This window comes from Micromonospora sp. NPDC050276 (assembly GCF_044459545.1).
In the GTDB taxonomy this organism is placed as follows: domain Bacteria; phylum Actinomycetota; class Actinomycetes; order Mycobacteriales; family Micromonosporaceae; genus Micromonospora.
The window spans coordinates 153,995-170,462 of sequence record NZ_JBITJA010000012.1; the positions used below are offsets into that span (position 1 = coordinate 153,995).

Sequence of the window (16,468 nt, forward strand, 5' to 3'; positions counted from 1 at the left end):
ATGTGACTTCCCGCGTTCCCGTCCTCCTGTCCAGCTCGTCGGTCTTTCCCGAGCCGACCGCGGCGGCGTTTCAACTGGCCGCGGCGCTCGGCTACGACGGCGTCGAGGTGATGGTCTGGACCGACGTGGTCAGCCAGGACGCGGGCGCGCTGCGCGGCCTCTCCACGCACTACGGCGTCCCGGTCCTGTCGGTGCACGCGCCCTGCCTGCTGGTCACCCAGCGGGTGTGGAGCCCGGACCCGTGGGAGCGCCTGCGCAAGGCCGCCGAGCTGGCCGAGACGCTGGGGGCGCCGACCGTCGTGGTGCACCCACCGTTCACCTGGCAGCGCGACTACGCGCGTAACTTCGCCGAGGGGCTGGCCACGGTCGCGGACCGGTTCCCCGGGCTGCGCTTCGCGGTGGAGAACATGTACCCGGTGCGGATGGCGGGCCGGCAGTTCGTCCCGTACGTGCCGGGTTGGGACCCCACCGACGCCGGCTATCCGTCGTACACCCTGGATCTGTCGCACTGTGCGGCCTCGCACAGCGACCCGCTGGAGATGGCCGACCGGATGGGCACCGGGTTGGCGCACGTACACCTCGGTGACGGCACCGGCGAGGGCCGCGACGAGCACCTGGTGCCCGGGCGCGGCACCCAGCCCTGCGGGGAGCTGCTCTCCTCGCTGGCCGGCCGGGGTTTCACCGGCGCGGTGGCGGTGGAGGTCGCCACCCGGGGCGCGAAGAGCCGCGCGGTGCGCGAGGCGGACCTGCGCGCCGCGCTGGAGTTCGCCCGCCAGCACCTGACCGCGTCGTCGCCGGTCGACGCCTGACCCGCCCGCCCGGGACGGGCGGTGGGTCAGCTGACCGGCGAGAGCGAGTCGGCCCCGGCGGTCGGCTGCGGGGCCACCGTCACCTGCTCGCCCACGGCGGCCCGCTTGCGGGCCCGGTGCGCCGCCACGTGCGAGCGGGTGGCGCAGCGCTCCGAGCAGAACCGCCGGCAGCAGTTGGACGACGTGTCCAGGTAGACGTTGCCGCACCGCTCGTCGGCGCAGACCCCGAACCGGGCGCTGCCGTACTCGCAGAGCCAGACCGACAGCCCCCAGACCGCGCCGGCCAGGTACTCGGCACTGACCGAGGCGCCCCGACTGGTCACGTGCATGTGCCAGTCGCTGGAGTCGTGCCCGGAGATGCGGGGCTGCACCGGAAACGCCTCGAGCAGCGCGTTCAGCTCGGTGACCGCCTGGGCGTCCCGCCCCGAGGTGCCGTACTCGAAGACGTCACGCAACCGTTTCTGCGCCCGGCGAAAAATCGCGACGTCCCGGTCCGCGACCTCGTCGCGCATCCAGGCGTTGTCGTCCGGGAAGAGGGCCCGCAGGTCGTCGAGGTCGTCCAGGCGGGCGTTGACCAGGTCAACGCCGGTCCGGGCGTACGCGTCGAAGTTCACGCCCCCAACGGTAGACGACTCAGCGGGTGCGCGGCGCGTCGATGTAGTGCGGCAGGAACCGCGCGTAGCCGTCGGTGATCAGACTCGCGCTCTCCCGGACGCCCACGCCGGCCGATTCGCCGTCGACGACCCAACTGCCCAACACCATCCGGTTGCCGTCGAACTGCGGTAACGCCCGGAACTCCTGGTAGCACCAGCCCTCGTCGCCGTAGATCCCCGGATTGGTGATCTCCTCGTCCGCCGTGACGATGCGTACCGAGCCGCCCTCGCGGCCGAGCAGCGGTTTGGCAACGTATTCCGGCATGCCACGCGGCGAGTCGAGGTACGCCGGGAGCAGGTACTCGTGGCCCGGGTACAGCTCCCAGAGGATCGCGAGCAGCGCCTTGTTGGACAGCAGCAGCTTCCAGGCCGGCTCGATCCAGGTGGTCGGGGTGCCCGGGGCCAGGGCCGCCGGCCCGTACGGTTCGGCCAGCATCCACTCCCACGGGTAGAGCTTGAAGCAGGTGGTCACCGGTCGGTCGTCGGCGTCGATGAAGCGCCGGCCGTCCCAGCCGATCTCCTGGATGGGTTGCAGCTCGACCGTCAGGCCGGCCTGCCGCGCGGTCTCGGCGAGGTAGCCGGCGGTCATGTGGTCCTCGCCGGACTCCTCCTCGTTCGACCAGAGCACGTGCACCCGCGGGTCGTGCAGCCCAGCCCCGATCTTGGCCCAGGCGCCGACCAGCCGCTCGTGCAGGCTGTTCCACTGGTCCAGCTCCGGCCGGGTCTGCTCCAGCCAGTACCACTGGACGATGCTCGCCTCGACCAAAGCGGTGGGGGTGTCCGCGTTGTACTCCAACATCTTCGGAGGCCAGGTGCCGTCGTACGCGAGGTCGAAGCGCCCGTAGAGGGTCGGTGGCGCCTCGCGCAGGGACCGGGCCACCGCGTCCGCTGCCCACTCCGGGATGCCGAACTCGGCGTACCGGCGCTGCGCCACCACGTGCTCGGCGGCGGCCACGGACATCCGGTGCAGCTCCTCGGTGGCCTCCTCCAGCCGCAGCACCTCGTCCAGCTCGAAGGCGTACGCGGCGGTCTCGTCCCAGTACGACATGATCCCGCCGTCGGGCAGCTCGGTGTCGACGTACACCAGACCCTGCGACCGGATGGTGGCGTCCCAGTCGGGGCGTGGTGTGACCGCCTCGCGGCGCACCTCAGCCGCCGCAGGCGGCGAGGTGGGTGCCGAACCCGCCGCGCTCGGGCAGGGCCGCGGTGGTCGGCTCCGGAGCGGCGCGACCGGCGGCCGGGTCGGTGACCCGCATCGCCAGCGCGACGGTATCGCCGCCGCCGACCGGTCCGAGGGCGCAGTCGTCGTCATCGTCGTCGTCCGAGGTCATGTTGCAGCCGGAGAGGGCGAGCGCGAGAGCGGTGAGCGCGCCGAGCTGCACGGAGGCCGACCGGAGCCGGCGGCGGGGGCGTTGGTCCACGGCATCGTTGTAGCCGATCGACGCCACCGCCGTCGCCCCGCCCCTTGTCGAGGTGGCCCGGCCGCCCCTCGGCGGGGGCCCTGGCAGGGGCGTTACGCTCGGCTCATGCTCCGTTCCGTCATCCTCGCCGCCTCCCGGTCATCCCAGGTCGAGCGGCTCGTCGCGACTGCCCCGTACACCCGGGACGTCGTCCGCCGGTTCGTCGCCGGCGCCGCCACCGACGACGCGTTGCGCGCGACCCGCGGGCTCGTCGACGACGGTCTCGCGGTCACCCTCGATCATCTCGGTGAGGACACCGTCACCCCCGAGCAGGCCACCGCCACCCGTGACGAATACCTGAGACTGCTGAAGATGCTCGCCGCCGCGGGGCTCACCCCGGCCGCCGAGGTGAGTGTGAAGCTCTCCGCCCTCGGCCAGATGTTCGACGAGCAGTTGGCGTACGACAACGCGCGGGCGATCTGCGCGGCGGCCGACACGGCGGGCACCACGGTCACCCTGGACATGGAGGACCACACCACCACCGACTCGACGCTGGAGGTGCTGAGCCGGCTGCGCAAGGACTTCCCGTCGACCGGCGCGGTGCTCCAGGCGTACCTGCGCCGGACCGAGTCGGACTGCCGGGAGCTCTCCTCGGCCGGGTCGCGGGTGCGGCTGTGCAAGGGCGCCTACAAGGAGCCGGAGTCGGTGGCGTACCAGTCGGCCCGTGAGGTGGACAAGTCGTACGTGCGCTGCATGAACATCCTGATGTCGGGCGACGGGTACCCGATGTTGGCGACCCACGACCCGCGGATGATCGCCATCGGTGAGGACCGGGCCCGGTGGTTCGACCGGGGGCCGGAGCGCTTCGAGTTCCAGATGCTCTACGGCATCCGCCCCGAGGAGCAGGCCCGGCTGGCCGGTGCGGGCTACACCGTGCGCACCTACGTTCCGTACGGCGACGAGTGGTACGGCTACCTGATGCGCCGGCTCGCCGAGCGCCCCGCCAACCTGGTCTTCTTTGGCCGTGCCCTGATCTCCAAGAAGTAACTCTCCGGTTCGGCCGACGGGCCGGCGGCGATCCTCCGGGGTCACCGCCGGCCCGTTTCAGCTGTGCGGCTTGCCACCGAAAGCTAAGTAGTTTAGCTTTAAGGCTATGACAACTAGCCAGGTGCGGCGGGACGGCGGACACATCGCGTACGAGGTGCAGGGCGACGGGCCGTTGGTCGTCCTCGCGCACGGCATGGGGGAGAACCGGGCGAGCTTCCGGCACCTCGTGCCCCTGCTGGTGGCCGCCGGTCACCGGGTCGCCTCGGTCGACGTGCGGGGGCACGGGGAGTCCAGCGTCGGCTGGCCCACGTACGCCCCGGCCGAGGTCGGCGCGGACCTGCTGGCCGTGGTCCGTGACCTCGACGCCGGGCCGGCCGTGCTGGTCGGCAGCTCATCCGCCGCGGCGGCGGTGGTCTTCGCCGCCGCCGACGCGCCCGAGTTGGTCACCGGCATCGTGCAGATCGGCGCGTTCGTCGGTCAGCCGAAGCTCAACCCGCTGCTGCGGATGGCCATGTGGTCGGTGCTGCACAGCCCTCGACTGTTCGGGATGTTCCACAACACGTTGTTCCCGGTGCACCGGCCCACCGACGACGCGGCCTACCGCCGTTCGATGGTGGCCAACCTGCGGGAGCCCGGCCGGATGGCCGCGACGCGCGGCGTGATCGCACCGGCCGAGCCGCACTGGACCGCCCGCGCCCCGCAGGTGCGGCAACCGGTGCTGGTGCTGATGGGGTCCAATGACCCGGACTTCCCCGACCCGGGGGCCGAGGCGAGGGCCGCCCGACGGCTCTTCGGCACCGCCGAGGCCCGGATGATCGAGGATTCCGGCCACTACCCGCACGCCGACCAGCCGCAGCGCACCGCCGACGAACTGCTCGGCTTCCTGGCGGTGTGCGCCGGTGCCTAGGGTCGGCCTCAACCAGCAGACCGTGGTCCGGGAGGCGGCCCGGCTGGCCGACGAGGTCGGCTTCCAGCAGCTCACCCTCGCCGCGCTCGCCAGCCGGCTCGGCGTCGCGCTGCCCAGCCTCTACAAGCACGTGCGGGGCGCGGACGCGCTGGCCCAGAAGCTCGCCGCCCTGGCCACCGCCGAGCTGGCCACCGACATGACGAACGCCGCCGTCGGCCGCGCCGGCGGCGAGGCGCTCCGGGCGATGGCGGACGCCTACCGTGCCTACGCCCACCGGCACCCCGGTCGCTACCCGGCGACGCAGCGGGTGCCCGACCCGGCCGACCCGGAGCACGTCGAGGCGGGCGAACGCGCGGTCGGCGCCATCTTCGCCGTGCTGCGCGGGTACGGGCTCGCCGGTGACGACGCGGTGGACGCGACCCGTGCGCTGCGCAGCGCCCTGCACGGCTTCGTGACCCTGGAGGCGGCGGGCGGGTTCGGTCTGCCCCGCGATGTGGACCGCTCGTACCACCAGTTGGTCGCCAGCATGGACATCTCGTTCCGCTCCTGGCCGAGCACCAATGGGTGAGGAGCACCCGGGGCGGCCTCGCCGCGCCCAGGGATTGGTCGTACCCTTCGGCGGGTGACTGACGGGGTGCAGCAGCCAGCACCACGGCGGCTTTGGCCGTTGTGGACGGTGCTCGTGGTGGTCGTCCTGCTGCTGGGCTGCGGCCTGCCGGCGCTGCTCGTCGTCGGAGTGATCCGGGAGGCAGGTACCCGACCCACGGTCAGCCGGTTCGGCGCCTCGGCGGCCGACGACCCCGCCACCGCCGTGGCCCGAGGGTTGTCCGACCGGATCACCGCCCAGCTCCACCGGCAGTCCGCGGCACTCCTCGGCGGTGACCGCGCCGGGTTCCTCGCCGTCGCCGACCCCGCCGCCCACACCGACCTGCGCCGGCGCTTCGCCGCGCTACGCGAACTCCGGGTGACCGGTTGGCGGGCCGAGCCGAGCGGCCTGCCCGTGCCGACCATCGGCAAGCCCGGCGAGTGGCGGCTGCTGGTGCGCTTCCAGTACTGCTTCGTAACGCCGAACTGCCGGCCCAGCCCGGTGCTGATCGGCACCCGGTGGCGGGAGAACGGCGACCAGCCCCGGATGGTCGCCATGGAGGAATCCAAGTCGGTGGAGACCGGCACCCGACCGTGGGAGATCAGCGACCTGGCGGTCGCCATCGGCGCGCGGACCATCGTCGCCACCACCCCGGCGCTGCGCGGCAAACTACCCGGCCTGCTCGCACAGGCCGAGGCGGCGGCCAAGGTCGCCGACGGGTACGCGGTGACCGGGTCACCGCCGGACCGCTACCGGATCTTCTACGCCGGGCGCACCGAGTGGCAGCGCTGGTACGGCGGGGAGCGCCCAGAATGGACCGGCGGTTACGCGGTGACCGTGGGCGGCGGCCACCACGAGGTGGTGCTCAACGCCGAAGGGCTCACCAACAGCGGCACCGACGATCTGCTCCGGCACGAGCTGACCCACGCGGCGTCGTTGCCGGAGCGTGGCTACCCGGGCAAGCTCACCTGGTGGTTGGTGGAAGGGCTGGCCGAGTTCGCCGGTGCCGGCGGCCAGGCGGTCGACAGGTACGAGGGCATTGCCGACGTGCGCAAGATGGTCCGGGGCGGCTGGGACGGCAAGTTGGAGGGCATCAACCCCGCTGACGATGCCCCCGCCGAGCGGGTCGCCGGCAGCTACGGCATCGGCTACCTCGCCGTTCGGCACCTCGTCGACAGGTATGGGCCGCTGCGGCTGCTGACCTTCTTCAAGACCGTGGTGCACGACGGCAGGACCATCGACGCGGCCTCGGAGAAGGCGTTCGGCGAGCAGTGGTCGACGCTGCACGACGAGTGCGTCGCGTACATCCGCGCCACCGCCGGCTGACGCAGCTCGGGGGTGGTGTGACGGTGCGCCGTACCATCGATGGGTGCACCGCCCTCAGTCACCTCGGCCGGGCAGCGCCATCCGGCCTCGCCTGCTCATCGTCCTGACCGCCGTCGCCGTCCTCACCGCCACCACCGCCGCGTCCTGCGGCGACGAAGACCCCGACCTCGCGCTCGCCTCGGCCGCCCGCAACCCGGTCAGCGAGGTGATCGACGCGCCGGCGACCGTGACCGCCCGGGCCGCCGCCACCCTGACCGCTCCCGCCGACGGCACCCTGGCGAGCCTGCGGGTCCAGCCGGGACAGTCGGTGAAGCGTGGTCAGGTTCTCGCCGTCGTCGACTCGCCCTCCGCCCAGCAGCGACTGCGCCAGGCGAAGCAGGCGTTGGAGGCCGCGAAGCGGGCCGGCCGAGGCGTCGGAACGGGCAGCCTGACCAGCAGCCGGCGGGGCACCGACAGGGCCGCCGACGAGGCGTTCGACGCCGCTCGGAAGGCCGCCGACAAGATCGCCGATCCGCAACTGCGGGACGCGCTGCTGACCCAGGTGACCTCCGCACAACGCCAGTACGCCGCCGCCGCGCGCAGCGCCGACCAGGCCGTCCGGGCAGTGCAGCGGGGGATCAGCGGGTTGAGCTCCGCCGTCGGCGCGCTCTCCGCGGCGCAACGGCTCCAGGCTCAGCAGGCGTACGACCTGGCGAAGGCGACAGTCGACGCGCTGACCCTGCGCGCCCCGATCGCCGGGGTGGTGCAGCCGGGCGGCACCCGGGCCGGGGGTGGTGCGAACAACGGCCTCGCCGCGCTGTTCGAGCAGGCCGGTGGTGCCGGCCTCGACCCGTCCGTGCTGGCCCCCAGCCAGGGCGGGCCGCCCGCCGGGGTGGACGACGCGGTCGCGGTCGGCGGCCAGGTCACCGCCGGCACGCCGGTGTTGACCGTGGTGGACACCGGGCAGTTGGGTCTGCTCGCCGAGGTGGACGAGACCGACGTGTTGTTGGTCAAGGCGGGCGTGACCGCCACCGTCGAGCTGGACGCGGTGACCGGCGCCAGCTACGACGCCACGGTCCGGTCGGTGGACGTGCTGCCCACCAGCTCCGCCCAGGGCGGGGTCACCTACCGGGTACGCCTCGCCCTGGGCGCCGGAAAGCTGGCCGAGGACGAGCCCGCCCCGACGCCCCGCCCCGGCATGAACGCGATCGTGCGTCTGCGGGTACGCGAGGCCGCCGACGCGGTGACCGTCCCCGCCTCGGCGGTGTTCTCCGCCGACGGCCGGGACGCGGTCTGGGTGGTCCGCGACGGCAAGGCCGGCCGGGCGGCGGTGACCGTGGGCGTGCAGGGGTCGGATCTGGTGCAGATCCTCAACGGCGTCCAACCCGGTGACCGGATCGTGGTGCGCGGCACCGACCAGGTGCGCGACGGCCAGGAGGTGCGGTGACCGGCGCCCCGCCGGCGATCGAGGCGGTGAACGTGTCCCGGACGTACCAGCTGGACGGGGTGTCCGTCGAGGCGTTGCGGGGGGTGTCGCTGGTCGTGCAACCGGGGGACTACGTGGCCCTGGTCGGCCCGTCCGGCTCGGGCAAGTCCACTCTCATGCACCTGCTCGGTGGGCTGGACCGGCCCACCGGTGGCCGGTTGGTGATCGGCGGACGGGACGTCAACGCCCTCGCCCCGCCGGAGATGGCGACCCTGCGCAACGAGACGATCGGCTTCGTCTTCCAGGCGTTCCACCTGCTGCCGCGGACCTCGGCGGTGGAGAACGTGGCGTTGCCCCTGGTCTACCGGGGCGTGTCGGCCCGGCAGCGGCGGGCGCGGGCGGCGGCGATGCTCGGCCGGGTGGGCCTCGGCCACCGGCTGGACCACCGGCCCAATCAGATGTCCGGCGGTGAGCAGCAGCGGGTGGCGATCGCCCGCGCGCTGGTCACCGAGCCGACGGTGCTGCTGGCCGACGAACCCACCGGCAACCTGGACAGCGTCACCGGCGCGGCGGTGCTGGAGCTGTTGGAGCAGTTGAACGCCGAGTCCGGGGTGGCGCTGGTGATGGTCACCCACGACCAGGAGGTGGCGGCCCGAGCCCAGCGCCGGATCACCATGCGCGACGGCGTGGTCGTGGCGGACAGCGCCGGCGCACCCCCGACCACGGACACCGGCGAAGCGCCCGCCCCTCATGATCGACCGCCATCCGTTGATCACGGTCGACCTGCGACACTGGTCCCCGCTCCCAGCGCGGAGCCCCGGTCCGCGTCCGGAAGCGGCCCGGGGCACCCGTCCGGTGGCTCCGGTGGCGCCGCCGGAGCCACCGGGCGCCTTCCGCGCGAGGTCGAGCGGCCCGGAGGTACGCCGTGAGGGTCGCCGAGGCGTGGCGGGTGGCGCTGGACGCCCTGCGGGCCAACCGGTTACGCAGCGCCCTGACCATGCTCGGGGTGATCATCGGGGTGGCCTCGGTGGTCCTGCTGGTGGCCATCGGCACCGGCACCAAGCAGAAGGTCGAGCAACAGGTCGAGGGCCTCGGCTCCAACCTGCTGCTGGTCGTCCCCGGCCGGATCGAGGTGGGCAACGCGCCGGTGGTGTCACCGCTGACCCTCAAGGACGTGGACGCCGTCACCCGGGTGGTCGGCGATCCCGATCGGGTGGCGGTCACCGTCGCCTCCGGGGCGACCGCCCGGGCCGGCGCTCGCTCCGACTTCACGACCGTGCAGGGCGTACTGGAGACGACGCCGACGGTGTTCACCCGGTCGCTGGCACGGGGTCGCTACCTCACCGGCACCGACGTCGACACCAGCCGGCGGGTGGCGGTGCTCGGCGACTCGGTGGCCCGCGCGCTCTTTCCCGACCGGGACCCGCTCGGTCAGCAGGTGGCGCTGGCCGGGGTGCGGTTCCGGGTGATCGGTGTCTTCGCGCCGCTCGGGCAGAGCCTCGGCGTGGACCGGGACGACGAGGTGCACGTACCGGTGACCGCCGCACAGCGGCTCTGGGGCACCCAGCGGGTCGACGGCATCGCGGTGAAGGCACCGGACCGCGAGCGGATCGACGAGCTGGGCGAACGGATCGTCGCCGAGCTGAACCGCCGCCACCCGGACACCGAGTTCAGCGCGGTCACCCAGCAGCAGATCCTCGGCGTGCTCGGCGACATCCTCGGGGTCCTCACCGGCGTGCTGGCCGCCATCGCCGGCATCTCGTTGCTCGTCGGCGGCGTCGGCGTCTCCAACATCATGCTGGTCAGCGTCCGGGAGCGGACCCGGGAGATCGGGCTGCGCAAGGCGGTCGGCGCACGCCCTCGCGACATCGGCGTGCAGTTCCTGCTGGAAGCGGTGCTGCTCACCACGATCGGCGGGCTCACCGGGATGGCGCTGGGCGTGGGAACCGCACTGCTGGTCGACGCGCTGTCGCCCATTCCGGCCGCGATCACCTGGTGGTCGTTGGCGCTCGCCTTCGGCGTGTCGGCGGTGGTGGGCATCGTCTTCGGGGTCGTTCCGGCGCAGCGCGCCGGCCGGCTCGACCCGGTGGTCGCGCTGCGCACCGAATGAGCTGCGCCGGAACAACCGGACGGCGGGCACGGGCGGGCGGATAACGGGAGCACGGATCGGGTGAACCGGCCACCGAAACATGATCAGTTGCAGGAAGGGATCGCGCCGGTCACAACCGCCCCGCTACCGTACTGGTAACACGCGCGTCGCTGGCCCGGCCCGGAGCATCCGTCGGGTTGGCACGCGCCGGGCATGGGATGGGTCGGTGAGCCATGGCCGGGTCACAGTCCGACGGGCGGCTGTCGGAGGTCAAGTTCCTGACCGTCGCGGAGGTGGCGACGGTCATGCGGGTGTCGAAGATGACGGTCTATCGCCTGGTGCACAGCGGTGAGCTCACCGCCGTCCGGGTCGGCCGGTCATTCCGGGTGCCCGAGCATGCGGTGCATGAATATCTCCGCGGTGCTTTTCAGGAGACCGCCTGAGCCACCGCCCCGCCCCTCCGATCGCCATCGACGGGGGCGCGTTGGTCCGGCTGACGCCCTCCGGCTACCCTGGAGCCCGACCGAGACCCCACCGGTGCGCCCTGCCGCCCAGACTGGTCCGGTCCGTTGTCCGCAAGCGGTCGCCGTCGCCACCAGCGTGGTGTCATCCGGTCCGCCCCGCACGTTGTATCGAAAGGCTGTCGTATGGGCTCGGTGGTCAAGAAGCGCCGTAAGCGCATGGCTAAGAAGAAGCACCGCAAGCTGCTGCGCAAGACCCGCGTCCAGCGTCGCCGTCTCGGCAAGTGATCGCCGCCGGGCTCACCGCCCGGCGTTCGGCGTCACTTGCCAAACTGTCGACCTCCGGAGGCTCAGGTGATCAGGCCGTGGTCGTCCCGGCTCGGTCCTTCCTGCCGGGGTAGGTGCGTCAGATGACCCCCGGTGGCACCTCAGGTGCTCCGGGGGTCGTCGTCGTCACCGGGGTCGGTCGCTACCTGGGTGCCCACGTGGCGGCGCGACTGGCCGCCGACCCGCGCATCGAACGCGTCGTCGGGGTGGACGCACCGGACTCCGGCACCGAGTTCACCGACCTGCTGGACCGGGTCGAACGGATCCGGGTCGACAACGGTTCCCTCGGTGGCCTCCTCGCGGACCTGGACGTCGACGCGGTGGTGCACCTCGCGCTGGTCACCTCACCGGACCCGCAGCATGGTGGCCGGTCCGCGATGAAGGACCAGAACGTCATCGGCAGCATGCAGATGCTCGCCGCGTGCCAGCGGGCGCCCCGGCTGCGCAAGCTCGTGGTCCGCTCGTCGACCGCCGCGTACGGGGTGTCGTTCCGGGACCCGGCGGTGTTCACCGAGGAGACCGAGCCCCGTGAGGTGCCGCGCGGCGGTTTCGGCCGCGACATCCTCGACCTCGAGGGGTACGTCCGTGGCTTCCGCCGCCGCCGGCCCGACGTCACCGCCACCGTGCTGCGCTTCGCCCCGTTCATCGGCTCGACCGCCGACACCACGTTGACCCGCTACTTCTCGCAGCCGTTCGTGCCGACCGTCTTCGGCCGTGACCCCCGTCTGCAGTTCCTGCACTTCGACGACGCGTTGGAGGTGCTACACCGGTCGATCGTCGAGGACCATCCCGGCACGTACAACGTCGCCGGTCCCGGGGTGCTGTCGCTGTCCCAGGCGATCCGGCGGGCTGGCCGAGTCGCCGTGCCGGTGCTGGAGCCGGGTCTCTCCGGGGCCGCCGCGCTGGCACGCACCATGGGCTTCGGTGGCTACGGCCTGGACCAGGTCGACCTCTTCGTGCACGGCCGGGTGGTCGACACCAGCCGGCTCGAGCAGGAGTACGGCTTCACACCCCGGTCGACCGCCGCGGCGTTCGAGGACTTCATCCGCGCCCATCATGGTGGGGTGGTGGTCACCCGGGATCAGCTGGCCGCCGCCGAGAAACTCGTCCTGGACGGCATCCGACAGGTCCGGTCGGCGATGCGGGAGCGCTCATCGTGAGCGCGAGGAGTGAGCCGGGTTTGCGAGCCCCGCAGTCGCGAACCGAGGTAGTGCTGTGAGTGGGCCGGAGGAAGGGCGCGACCCGCAGTCGGTCGGGCGTTTCGACGTACCCGAGCAGGTGCCCGCGCCGGGCGCGGAGGCGGCGCGGCGCAACGGACACCGACCGGCCGCGCAGGCCGCGCCGACCCCGACGCCTGCGACACCCACGCCGGCCGACGAGGTCGACGCCGGGCTGCCCGGGGGCACCGAGCCGGCGGTATCGGATCGGCCGGGGGACCACTGGGACCGCAAGGTCGCCAACGGGCTGGCGTTCCTGCGTCGGCGGCTCTCCGGCGACTACGAGGTCGACGAGTTCGGCTTCGACTCGGAGCTGACCGACGCGGTCTTCCACCCGCTGCTGCGGCTGCTCTACCGGGACTGGTTCCGCACCGAGGTCAGTGGGGTCGAGCACGTGCCCGTGGATGGGCCCGCCCTGGTGGTCGGCAACCACTCCGGGACGGTGGCCCTGGACGCGCTGATCCTCTCGGCGGCGCTGCACGACAAGCACCCGGCCCGCCGCTACCTGCGGCTGCTCGGCGCCGACCTGGTCTTCCGGATGCCGGTGGTCTCCGAGCTGGCCCGCAAGACCGGCGGCACGGTGGCCTGCAACCCGGACGCCGAGCGGCTGCTCGGCGGCGGCGAACTGGTCGGTGTGTTTCCCGAGGGCTTCAAGGGCGTCGGCAAGCTCTACGCCGACCGGTACAAGCTGCAACGGTTCGGGCGGGGCGGTTTCGTCTCGGCGGCGCTGCGCACCGGCACCCCGATCGTGCCCGTCGCCATCGTCGGCGGCGAGGAGATCTACCCGATGCTCGCCGACATCAAGCCCCTGGCGCGGCTGCTCAAGCTGCCCTACTTCCCGGTCACGCCGACGTTCCCGCTGCTCGGCCCGCTGGGCATGGTGCCGCTGCCCAGCAAGTGGCTGATCGAGTTCTGCCCGCCGATCCCCACCGCCCACCTGACCGACTCGGCGGACGACCCGCTGGTGGTCTTCAACCTCGCTGACCAGGTGCGGGAGACCATCCAGCAGACCCTGCACACGCTGCTGGAGCGACGGCCCGACCCGTTCGGCCCGTAGGGTGTAGGTCAGCCGGCGCGCCGGCGGCGCTGGAGAGCCAGGCCGGCGGTGACCGCGCCGGCGACCAGCCCGGCCGCCGCCGTCGACGGTACGGCGATCTTGACCGCCCGCCGGCCGGTCCGGAAGTCCCGCACCTCCCAGCCGTGCTGGCGGGCCTGCCGCAGCAGGGTGCCGTCCGGGTTGACGGCCACCGCCCTGCCCACCGCGCGGAGCAGCGGCAGGTCGTTCGTCGAGTCGCTGTAGGCCGCGCAGCGGGCCAGGTCGAGCCCTTCCAATACGGCGAGTTGGCCGACCGCCTCGGCCTTTGCCGGCCCGTGCATCAGGTCGCCCACCAACCGCCCGGTGTACGCCCCGTCCACCACCTCGGCCACCGTGCCGATGGCACCGGTCAGGCCGAGCCGGGCGGCGATCACCCGGCCGATCTCGACGGGGGCGGCGCTGACCAGCCACACCCGCTGACCGGCGTCCAGGTGACGCTGAGCGAGCTGGTGGGTGCCGGCCCAGATCCGGGGGGCCATCAGCTCGTCGAAGATCTCCTCGGCGAGGTGCTCGACCTCGTCGACCCGCCAGCCCTGGACGAAGGCCAGCGCCGCCTCCTTGGCCAGGGACATGTCACCGGCGTGCTCTCGGGCCAGCAGCCGGAAACGGAGCTGTTGCCAGGCGAATCGGGCCAGGTCGGCGGTGGTCACATACTTTCGGGAGGCGAGCCCACGGGCGAACCAGTAGATCGACGCGCCCTGCATCATCGTGTTGTCCACGTCGAAGAACGCGGCGGCGGTCGCGTCGGGTGCGGTGACCGGGGCCAGGTCGGTGTCGGCCCAGCCGGCGGTGTGCCCCTCGGCGTCGGTGCTGACCGTCACCTTACGGCTGCGCGCCACGCGATTTCCTTCCTCACCGGTACGACGACTGCTCCCTGGCGAGGGTAGCCGTCGTAGCCGGTTGACCGGCCGGGCACACCGCGAACTGTGGCGCGGCCGGTCGGACGTGCGGTATAAGGGGCTCGGTCAGCGAGTGCCCGGGCAGGCGCTCGGGTTCGGCCCGAGGGCGTCGCTGGCGGTGGGTGCCGGCAGGCCGCAGGCGATCGCCGCGCGCAGGTCGTCCGAGCGTTCCCGGATGCTGTCCAGGAGCAGCAGCGACCGCTGGGTCCGTTCCCGGTCGACGCGGGTGCCCCCGTCGAGCAGGCCGCGTACCGCCCGGCGCTGGCTCGACACGAAGGTGTTGAGCGTGTCCAGGCTGCCCGGCTCGGCCCGCTGCACCGCCGCCGAGGTCAGCAGGCGAACTCCCTGCCGGCTGTCGGCGTCCATGTCGTCGAGGACCGCGCTGTAACCGATCCGGTCGCCGCGCAGCTTGGCGGCTTCGCCAACTCTGGTGCGGGCGAAGTCCAGGAAGAGCTGACCGCGACTGATGTCCGAGCTGGCCAAGGCGAGTTGCGCGCGTTCGGTCGAGCGCTTCATGCCGTACAGCGCGTCACCGGGCACCGCGTTCTCGCTGGCGGCGGAGATTCCGGAGACGGCGATGGCCCCGGCGGCGATGCCGACCAGGATCGCGCCCCGGGCTCGGGCCCGTCGGGCGGTGACCGCCGGCAGCAGCCGGCCACGGGCGGTCGTGGCGGCCGGTTCGCTGACCGCCGCCGGTGTGCTGCCCAGCCCTTCCCGCTCCGCGGTGGCGAGCAGCATCGCCCGCAGGCCGGTGCGGAATTCCTGGTCCACCTCGACAGCCGGGGGGTCGACGCTGAGCCGTTGACCCACCGCGACGAGTGGCGCGAGTTGACCGTCCACCCGGGATCGCACGTGGTGTCGCCGCGCGCCGTTGGCCTCGTCGAGAAGCTGCGCGAAGCGCTCCGCGCGCCGGCGGGAGAAGAGGGTGTTGTCCACCGCAGGCACCTCCTCTCGCTGGTCACGGCCGGTCGGCCGCCGTCGTTGCCAGCGACCGGGCGGCAGTGTGACACCACGGAGGTGAGGTGCCGCCGGCATGCCGGTCGGACCTCGGTGACCCGGGCCTGCCGGGACATCCACCGGTCGCACCCGGAGAAACGCGGCGGGCCGGGCACGGGTTACGGGCCTGGCGGAGCGGAAATTACAGAAAGTGATCGTCATCACCGGGCGGGACCGACTCTGAGCTGCACGGACGTTGATCGACGTCCATCGGTCCCGCCGTTGCGAACTACGGCTGGAAGCCGTCGGGCAGGAGTCGGGCCAGGGCGCGAACGGCGCGGTACTGGAGGGCCTTGATGGCACCCTCGTTCTTGCCCATCGCGCGAGCCGTCTCGGCGACCGAGAAGCCCTGCAGGAAACGCAGCACGATGCACTCCTGCTGCTCCGGGTTGAGCTGCTTCACGGCGGTGAGCAGCGCGACGTTGGTGATGTGCTCCACCACCGCCGCCTCCGGGCTGCCCTCCGGGCCCCGGTCCTCCCGGTCGGCGTCGAGCACGTCGCCGGTGGTGACCTCCAACCGGTACCGGCCGGACTTGAAGTGGTCCGCGACCAGGTTGCGGGCGATCGTCACCAACCAGGCGCCGAGGTCGCGGCCCTGCCAGGTGAAGCTGCCGATCCGCTTGAGCGCGCGCAGGAAGGTGTCCGAGGTGAGGTCCTCGGCGAGTTGCCGGTTGCCGACCCGGAAGTAGACGAACCGGAAGACGGTGTCCACGTACCGGTCGTAGATCAGACCGAACGCCTCGGACTCGCCGGCCTGGGCCCGCTCGATCAGCGTCCAGACCTCGGTCGCCGGGTCGGACGGGTCCGGGCGGCTCGGGAAGCCGGTCGGGGTGGTGGCGGTGCTGGCCGGCACGGCCGGGATCACCGCTGTCTCACCCGCCGCCGGATCGGTGGTCACGGCCGGTGTGTCGCTTATCCGACGACCCTGCACGGGCATGGTGGGTCGGGCCGGCACGGCGACCCGGCCGCCGGCCGGCTTCGCGTTTCCCCCGGGTACCGCGGGCCGCGGCGGCGGTTCGTTGTGGTGCGGCCGGCTGCGGATCCGCTGCGCCGCGCCGTGTTGTTCGTCCAGTGGGGCACGTGCCGCTGGTCGCTCGTTGACGTGCGAGCGGGCCGGCTGACCGGTCAGGCCGACCGGACGTTCCGCGTAACCAAAGGTGGTCACCGCTGTGCCCCCGTCCCGTCGGTCGCCGGTCGGGCCGGTCTAGGTCTCGTCGGGGCGGACCGACCGGGCAACCGGTCGGGCAGGA

At 72.7% G+C, this 16,468-nt stretch carries 18 protein-coding genes; 12 read left to right on the top strand and 6 right to left on the bottom strand.

What is annotated here, in order from left to right; translation table 11 throughout:
- The first annotated feature begins 2 nt into the window (after nt 1–2).
- Nucleotides 3–809 (top strand): sugar phosphate isomerase/epimerase family protein, encoded by an 807-nt coding sequence (locus ACIBF8_RS24860; RefSeq protein WP_396785986.1) that lies wholly within the window; start codon nt 3–5, stop codon nt 807–809.
- Nucleotides 810–835: 26 nt separating this feature from the next.
- On the opposite strand, the gene ACIBF8_RS24865 is transcribed toward ACIBF8_RS24860, so the two are convergent.
- Genes ACIBF8_RS24865 through ACIBF8_RS24875 form a run of 3 tightly spaced genes read right to left on the bottom strand, consistent with a single transcriptional unit; the run spans nt 836 to nt 2,883 of the window.
- A complete protein-coding gene (locus tag ACIBF8_RS24865; RefSeq protein ID WP_396785988.1) occupies nt 836–1,423 on the bottom strand; it encodes a CGNR zinc finger domain-containing protein in 588 nt (195 codons plus the stop codon).
- Nucleotides 1,424–1,442: 19 nt separating this feature from the next.
- Nucleotides 1,443–2,609, bottom strand: coding sequence for a glutathionylspermidine synthase family protein (locus ACIBF8_RS24870; RefSeq protein ID WP_396785990.1), 1,167 nt, complete (start codon nt 2,607–2,609; stop codon nt 1,443–1,445).
- 1 nt (nt 2,610) lies between these two features.
- Nucleotides 2,611–2,883, bottom strand: a complete 273-nt coding sequence (locus ACIBF8_RS24875; RefSeq protein ID WP_396785992.1) for a hypothetical protein — start codon at nt 2,881–2,883, stop codon at nt 2,611–2,613.
- A gap of 105 nt (nt 2,884–2,988) precedes the next feature.
- On the opposite strand from ACIBF8_RS24875, the gene ACIBF8_RS24880 reads away from it, so the two are divergent.
- The 11 genes from ACIBF8_RS24880 (at nt 2,989) to ACIBF8_RS24930 (ending at nt 13,284) form a co-directional block, all read left to right on the top strand.
- The gene (locus ACIBF8_RS24880) at nt 2,989–3,909 is read left to right on the top strand and encodes a proline dehydrogenase family protein (protein ID WP_396785994.1); all 921 of its coding nucleotides are present in this window, start codon (nt 2,989–2,991) and stop codon (nt 3,907–3,909) included.
- A 106-nt stretch (nt 3,910–4,015) separates the two neighbouring features.
- Nucleotides 4,016–4,816 carry an alpha/beta fold hydrolase gene (locus ACIBF8_RS24885; RefSeq protein ID WP_396785995.1) on the top strand — a complete coding sequence of 267 codons (801 nt, stop codon included), beginning with the start codon at nt 4,016–4,018 and terminating at the stop codon, nt 4,814–4,816.
- Nucleotides 4,809–5,384, top strand: coding sequence for a TetR/AcrR family transcriptional regulator (locus tag ACIBF8_RS24890; protein WP_396785996.1), 576 nt, complete (start codon nt 4,809–4,811; stop codon nt 5,382–5,384). The genes ACIBF8_RS24885 and ACIBF8_RS24890 overlap by 8 nt, the downstream gene beginning before the upstream one ends.
- Nucleotides 5,385–5,438: 54 nt before the next feature.
- Nucleotides 5,439–6,728 (top strand): hypothetical protein, encoded by a 1,290-nt coding sequence (locus tag ACIBF8_RS24895; RefSeq protein ID WP_396785998.1) that lies wholly within the window; start codon nt 5,439–5,441, stop codon nt 6,726–6,728.
- Between the two features lie 43 nt (nt 6,729–6,771).
- On the top strand, nt 6,772–8,154 hold the full coding sequence (locus tag ACIBF8_RS24900; protein ID WP_396786000.1) for an efflux RND transporter periplasmic adaptor subunit: 1,383 nt from the start codon (nt 6,772–6,774) through the stop codon (nt 8,152–8,154).
- Complete coding sequence (locus ACIBF8_RS24905) at nt 8,151–9,062, top strand: ABC transporter ATP-binding protein (protein WP_396786002.1); 912 nt, start codon at nt 8,151–8,153, stop codon at nt 9,060–9,062. Before ACIBF8_RS24900 ends, ACIBF8_RS24905 begins: the two co-directional genes overlap by 4 nt.
- The gene (locus tag ACIBF8_RS24910; RefSeq protein WP_396786003.1) at nt 9,059–10,243 is read left to right on the top strand and encodes an ABC transporter permease; all 1,185 of its coding nucleotides are present in this window, start codon (nt 9,059–9,061) and stop codon (nt 10,241–10,243) included. The genes ACIBF8_RS24905 and ACIBF8_RS24910 overlap by 4 nt, the downstream gene beginning before the upstream one ends.
- A 212-nt stretch (nt 10,244–10,455) precedes the next feature.
- Nucleotides 10,456–10,665, top strand: a complete 210-nt coding sequence (locus ACIBF8_RS24915) for a helix-turn-helix domain-containing protein (RefSeq protein ID WP_007465625.1) — start codon at nt 10,456–10,458, stop codon at nt 10,663–10,665.
- Between the two features lie 204 nt (nt 10,666–10,869).
- On the top strand, nt 10,870–10,971 hold the full coding sequence (locus tag ACIBF8_RS24920) for a 30S ribosomal protein bS22 (RefSeq protein WP_007465623.1): 102 nt from the start codon (nt 10,870–10,872) through the stop codon (nt 10,969–10,971).
- Between the two features lie 122 nt (nt 10,972–11,093).
- Nucleotides 11,094–12,170, top strand: coding sequence for an NAD-dependent epimerase/dehydratase family protein (locus ACIBF8_RS24925; protein WP_396786005.1), 1,077 nt, complete (start codon nt 11,094–11,096; stop codon nt 12,168–12,170).
- 232 nt (nt 12,171–12,402) lie between these two features.
- Nucleotides 12,403–13,284, top strand: a complete 882-nt coding sequence (locus tag ACIBF8_RS24930) for a lysophospholipid acyltransferase family protein (protein ID WP_396786038.1) — start codon at nt 12,403–12,405, stop codon at nt 13,282–13,284.
- A gap of 8 nt (nt 13,285–13,292) precedes the next feature.
- Here ACIBF8_RS24930 and ACIBF8_RS24935 read toward each other — a convergent pair whose 3' ends face one another.
- The 3 genes from ACIBF8_RS24935 to ACIBF8_RS24945 all read right to left on the bottom strand — a co-directional run bounded on the left by ACIBF8_RS24935 (nt 13,293) and on the right by ACIBF8_RS24945 (nt 16,383).
- Nucleotides 13,293–14,162 carry an HAD family hydrolase gene (locus tag ACIBF8_RS24935; RefSeq protein WP_396786007.1) on the bottom strand — a complete coding sequence of 290 codons (870 nt, stop codon included), beginning with the start codon at nt 14,160–14,162 and terminating at the stop codon, nt 13,293–13,295.
- Between the two features lie 126 nt (nt 14,163–14,288).
- Complete coding sequence (locus tag ACIBF8_RS24940; protein ID WP_396786009.1) at nt 14,289–15,158, bottom strand: DUF5667 domain-containing protein; 870 nt, start codon at nt 15,156–15,158, stop codon at nt 14,289–14,291.
- Nucleotides 15,159–15,447: 289 nt separating this feature from the next.
- Nucleotides 15,448–16,383, bottom strand: coding sequence for an ECF subfamily RNA polymerase sigma factor, BldN family (locus ACIBF8_RS24945; RefSeq protein WP_396786011.1), 936 nt, complete (start codon nt 16,381–16,383; stop codon nt 15,448–15,450).
- Nucleotides 16,384–16,468: the final 85 nt, after the last annotated feature.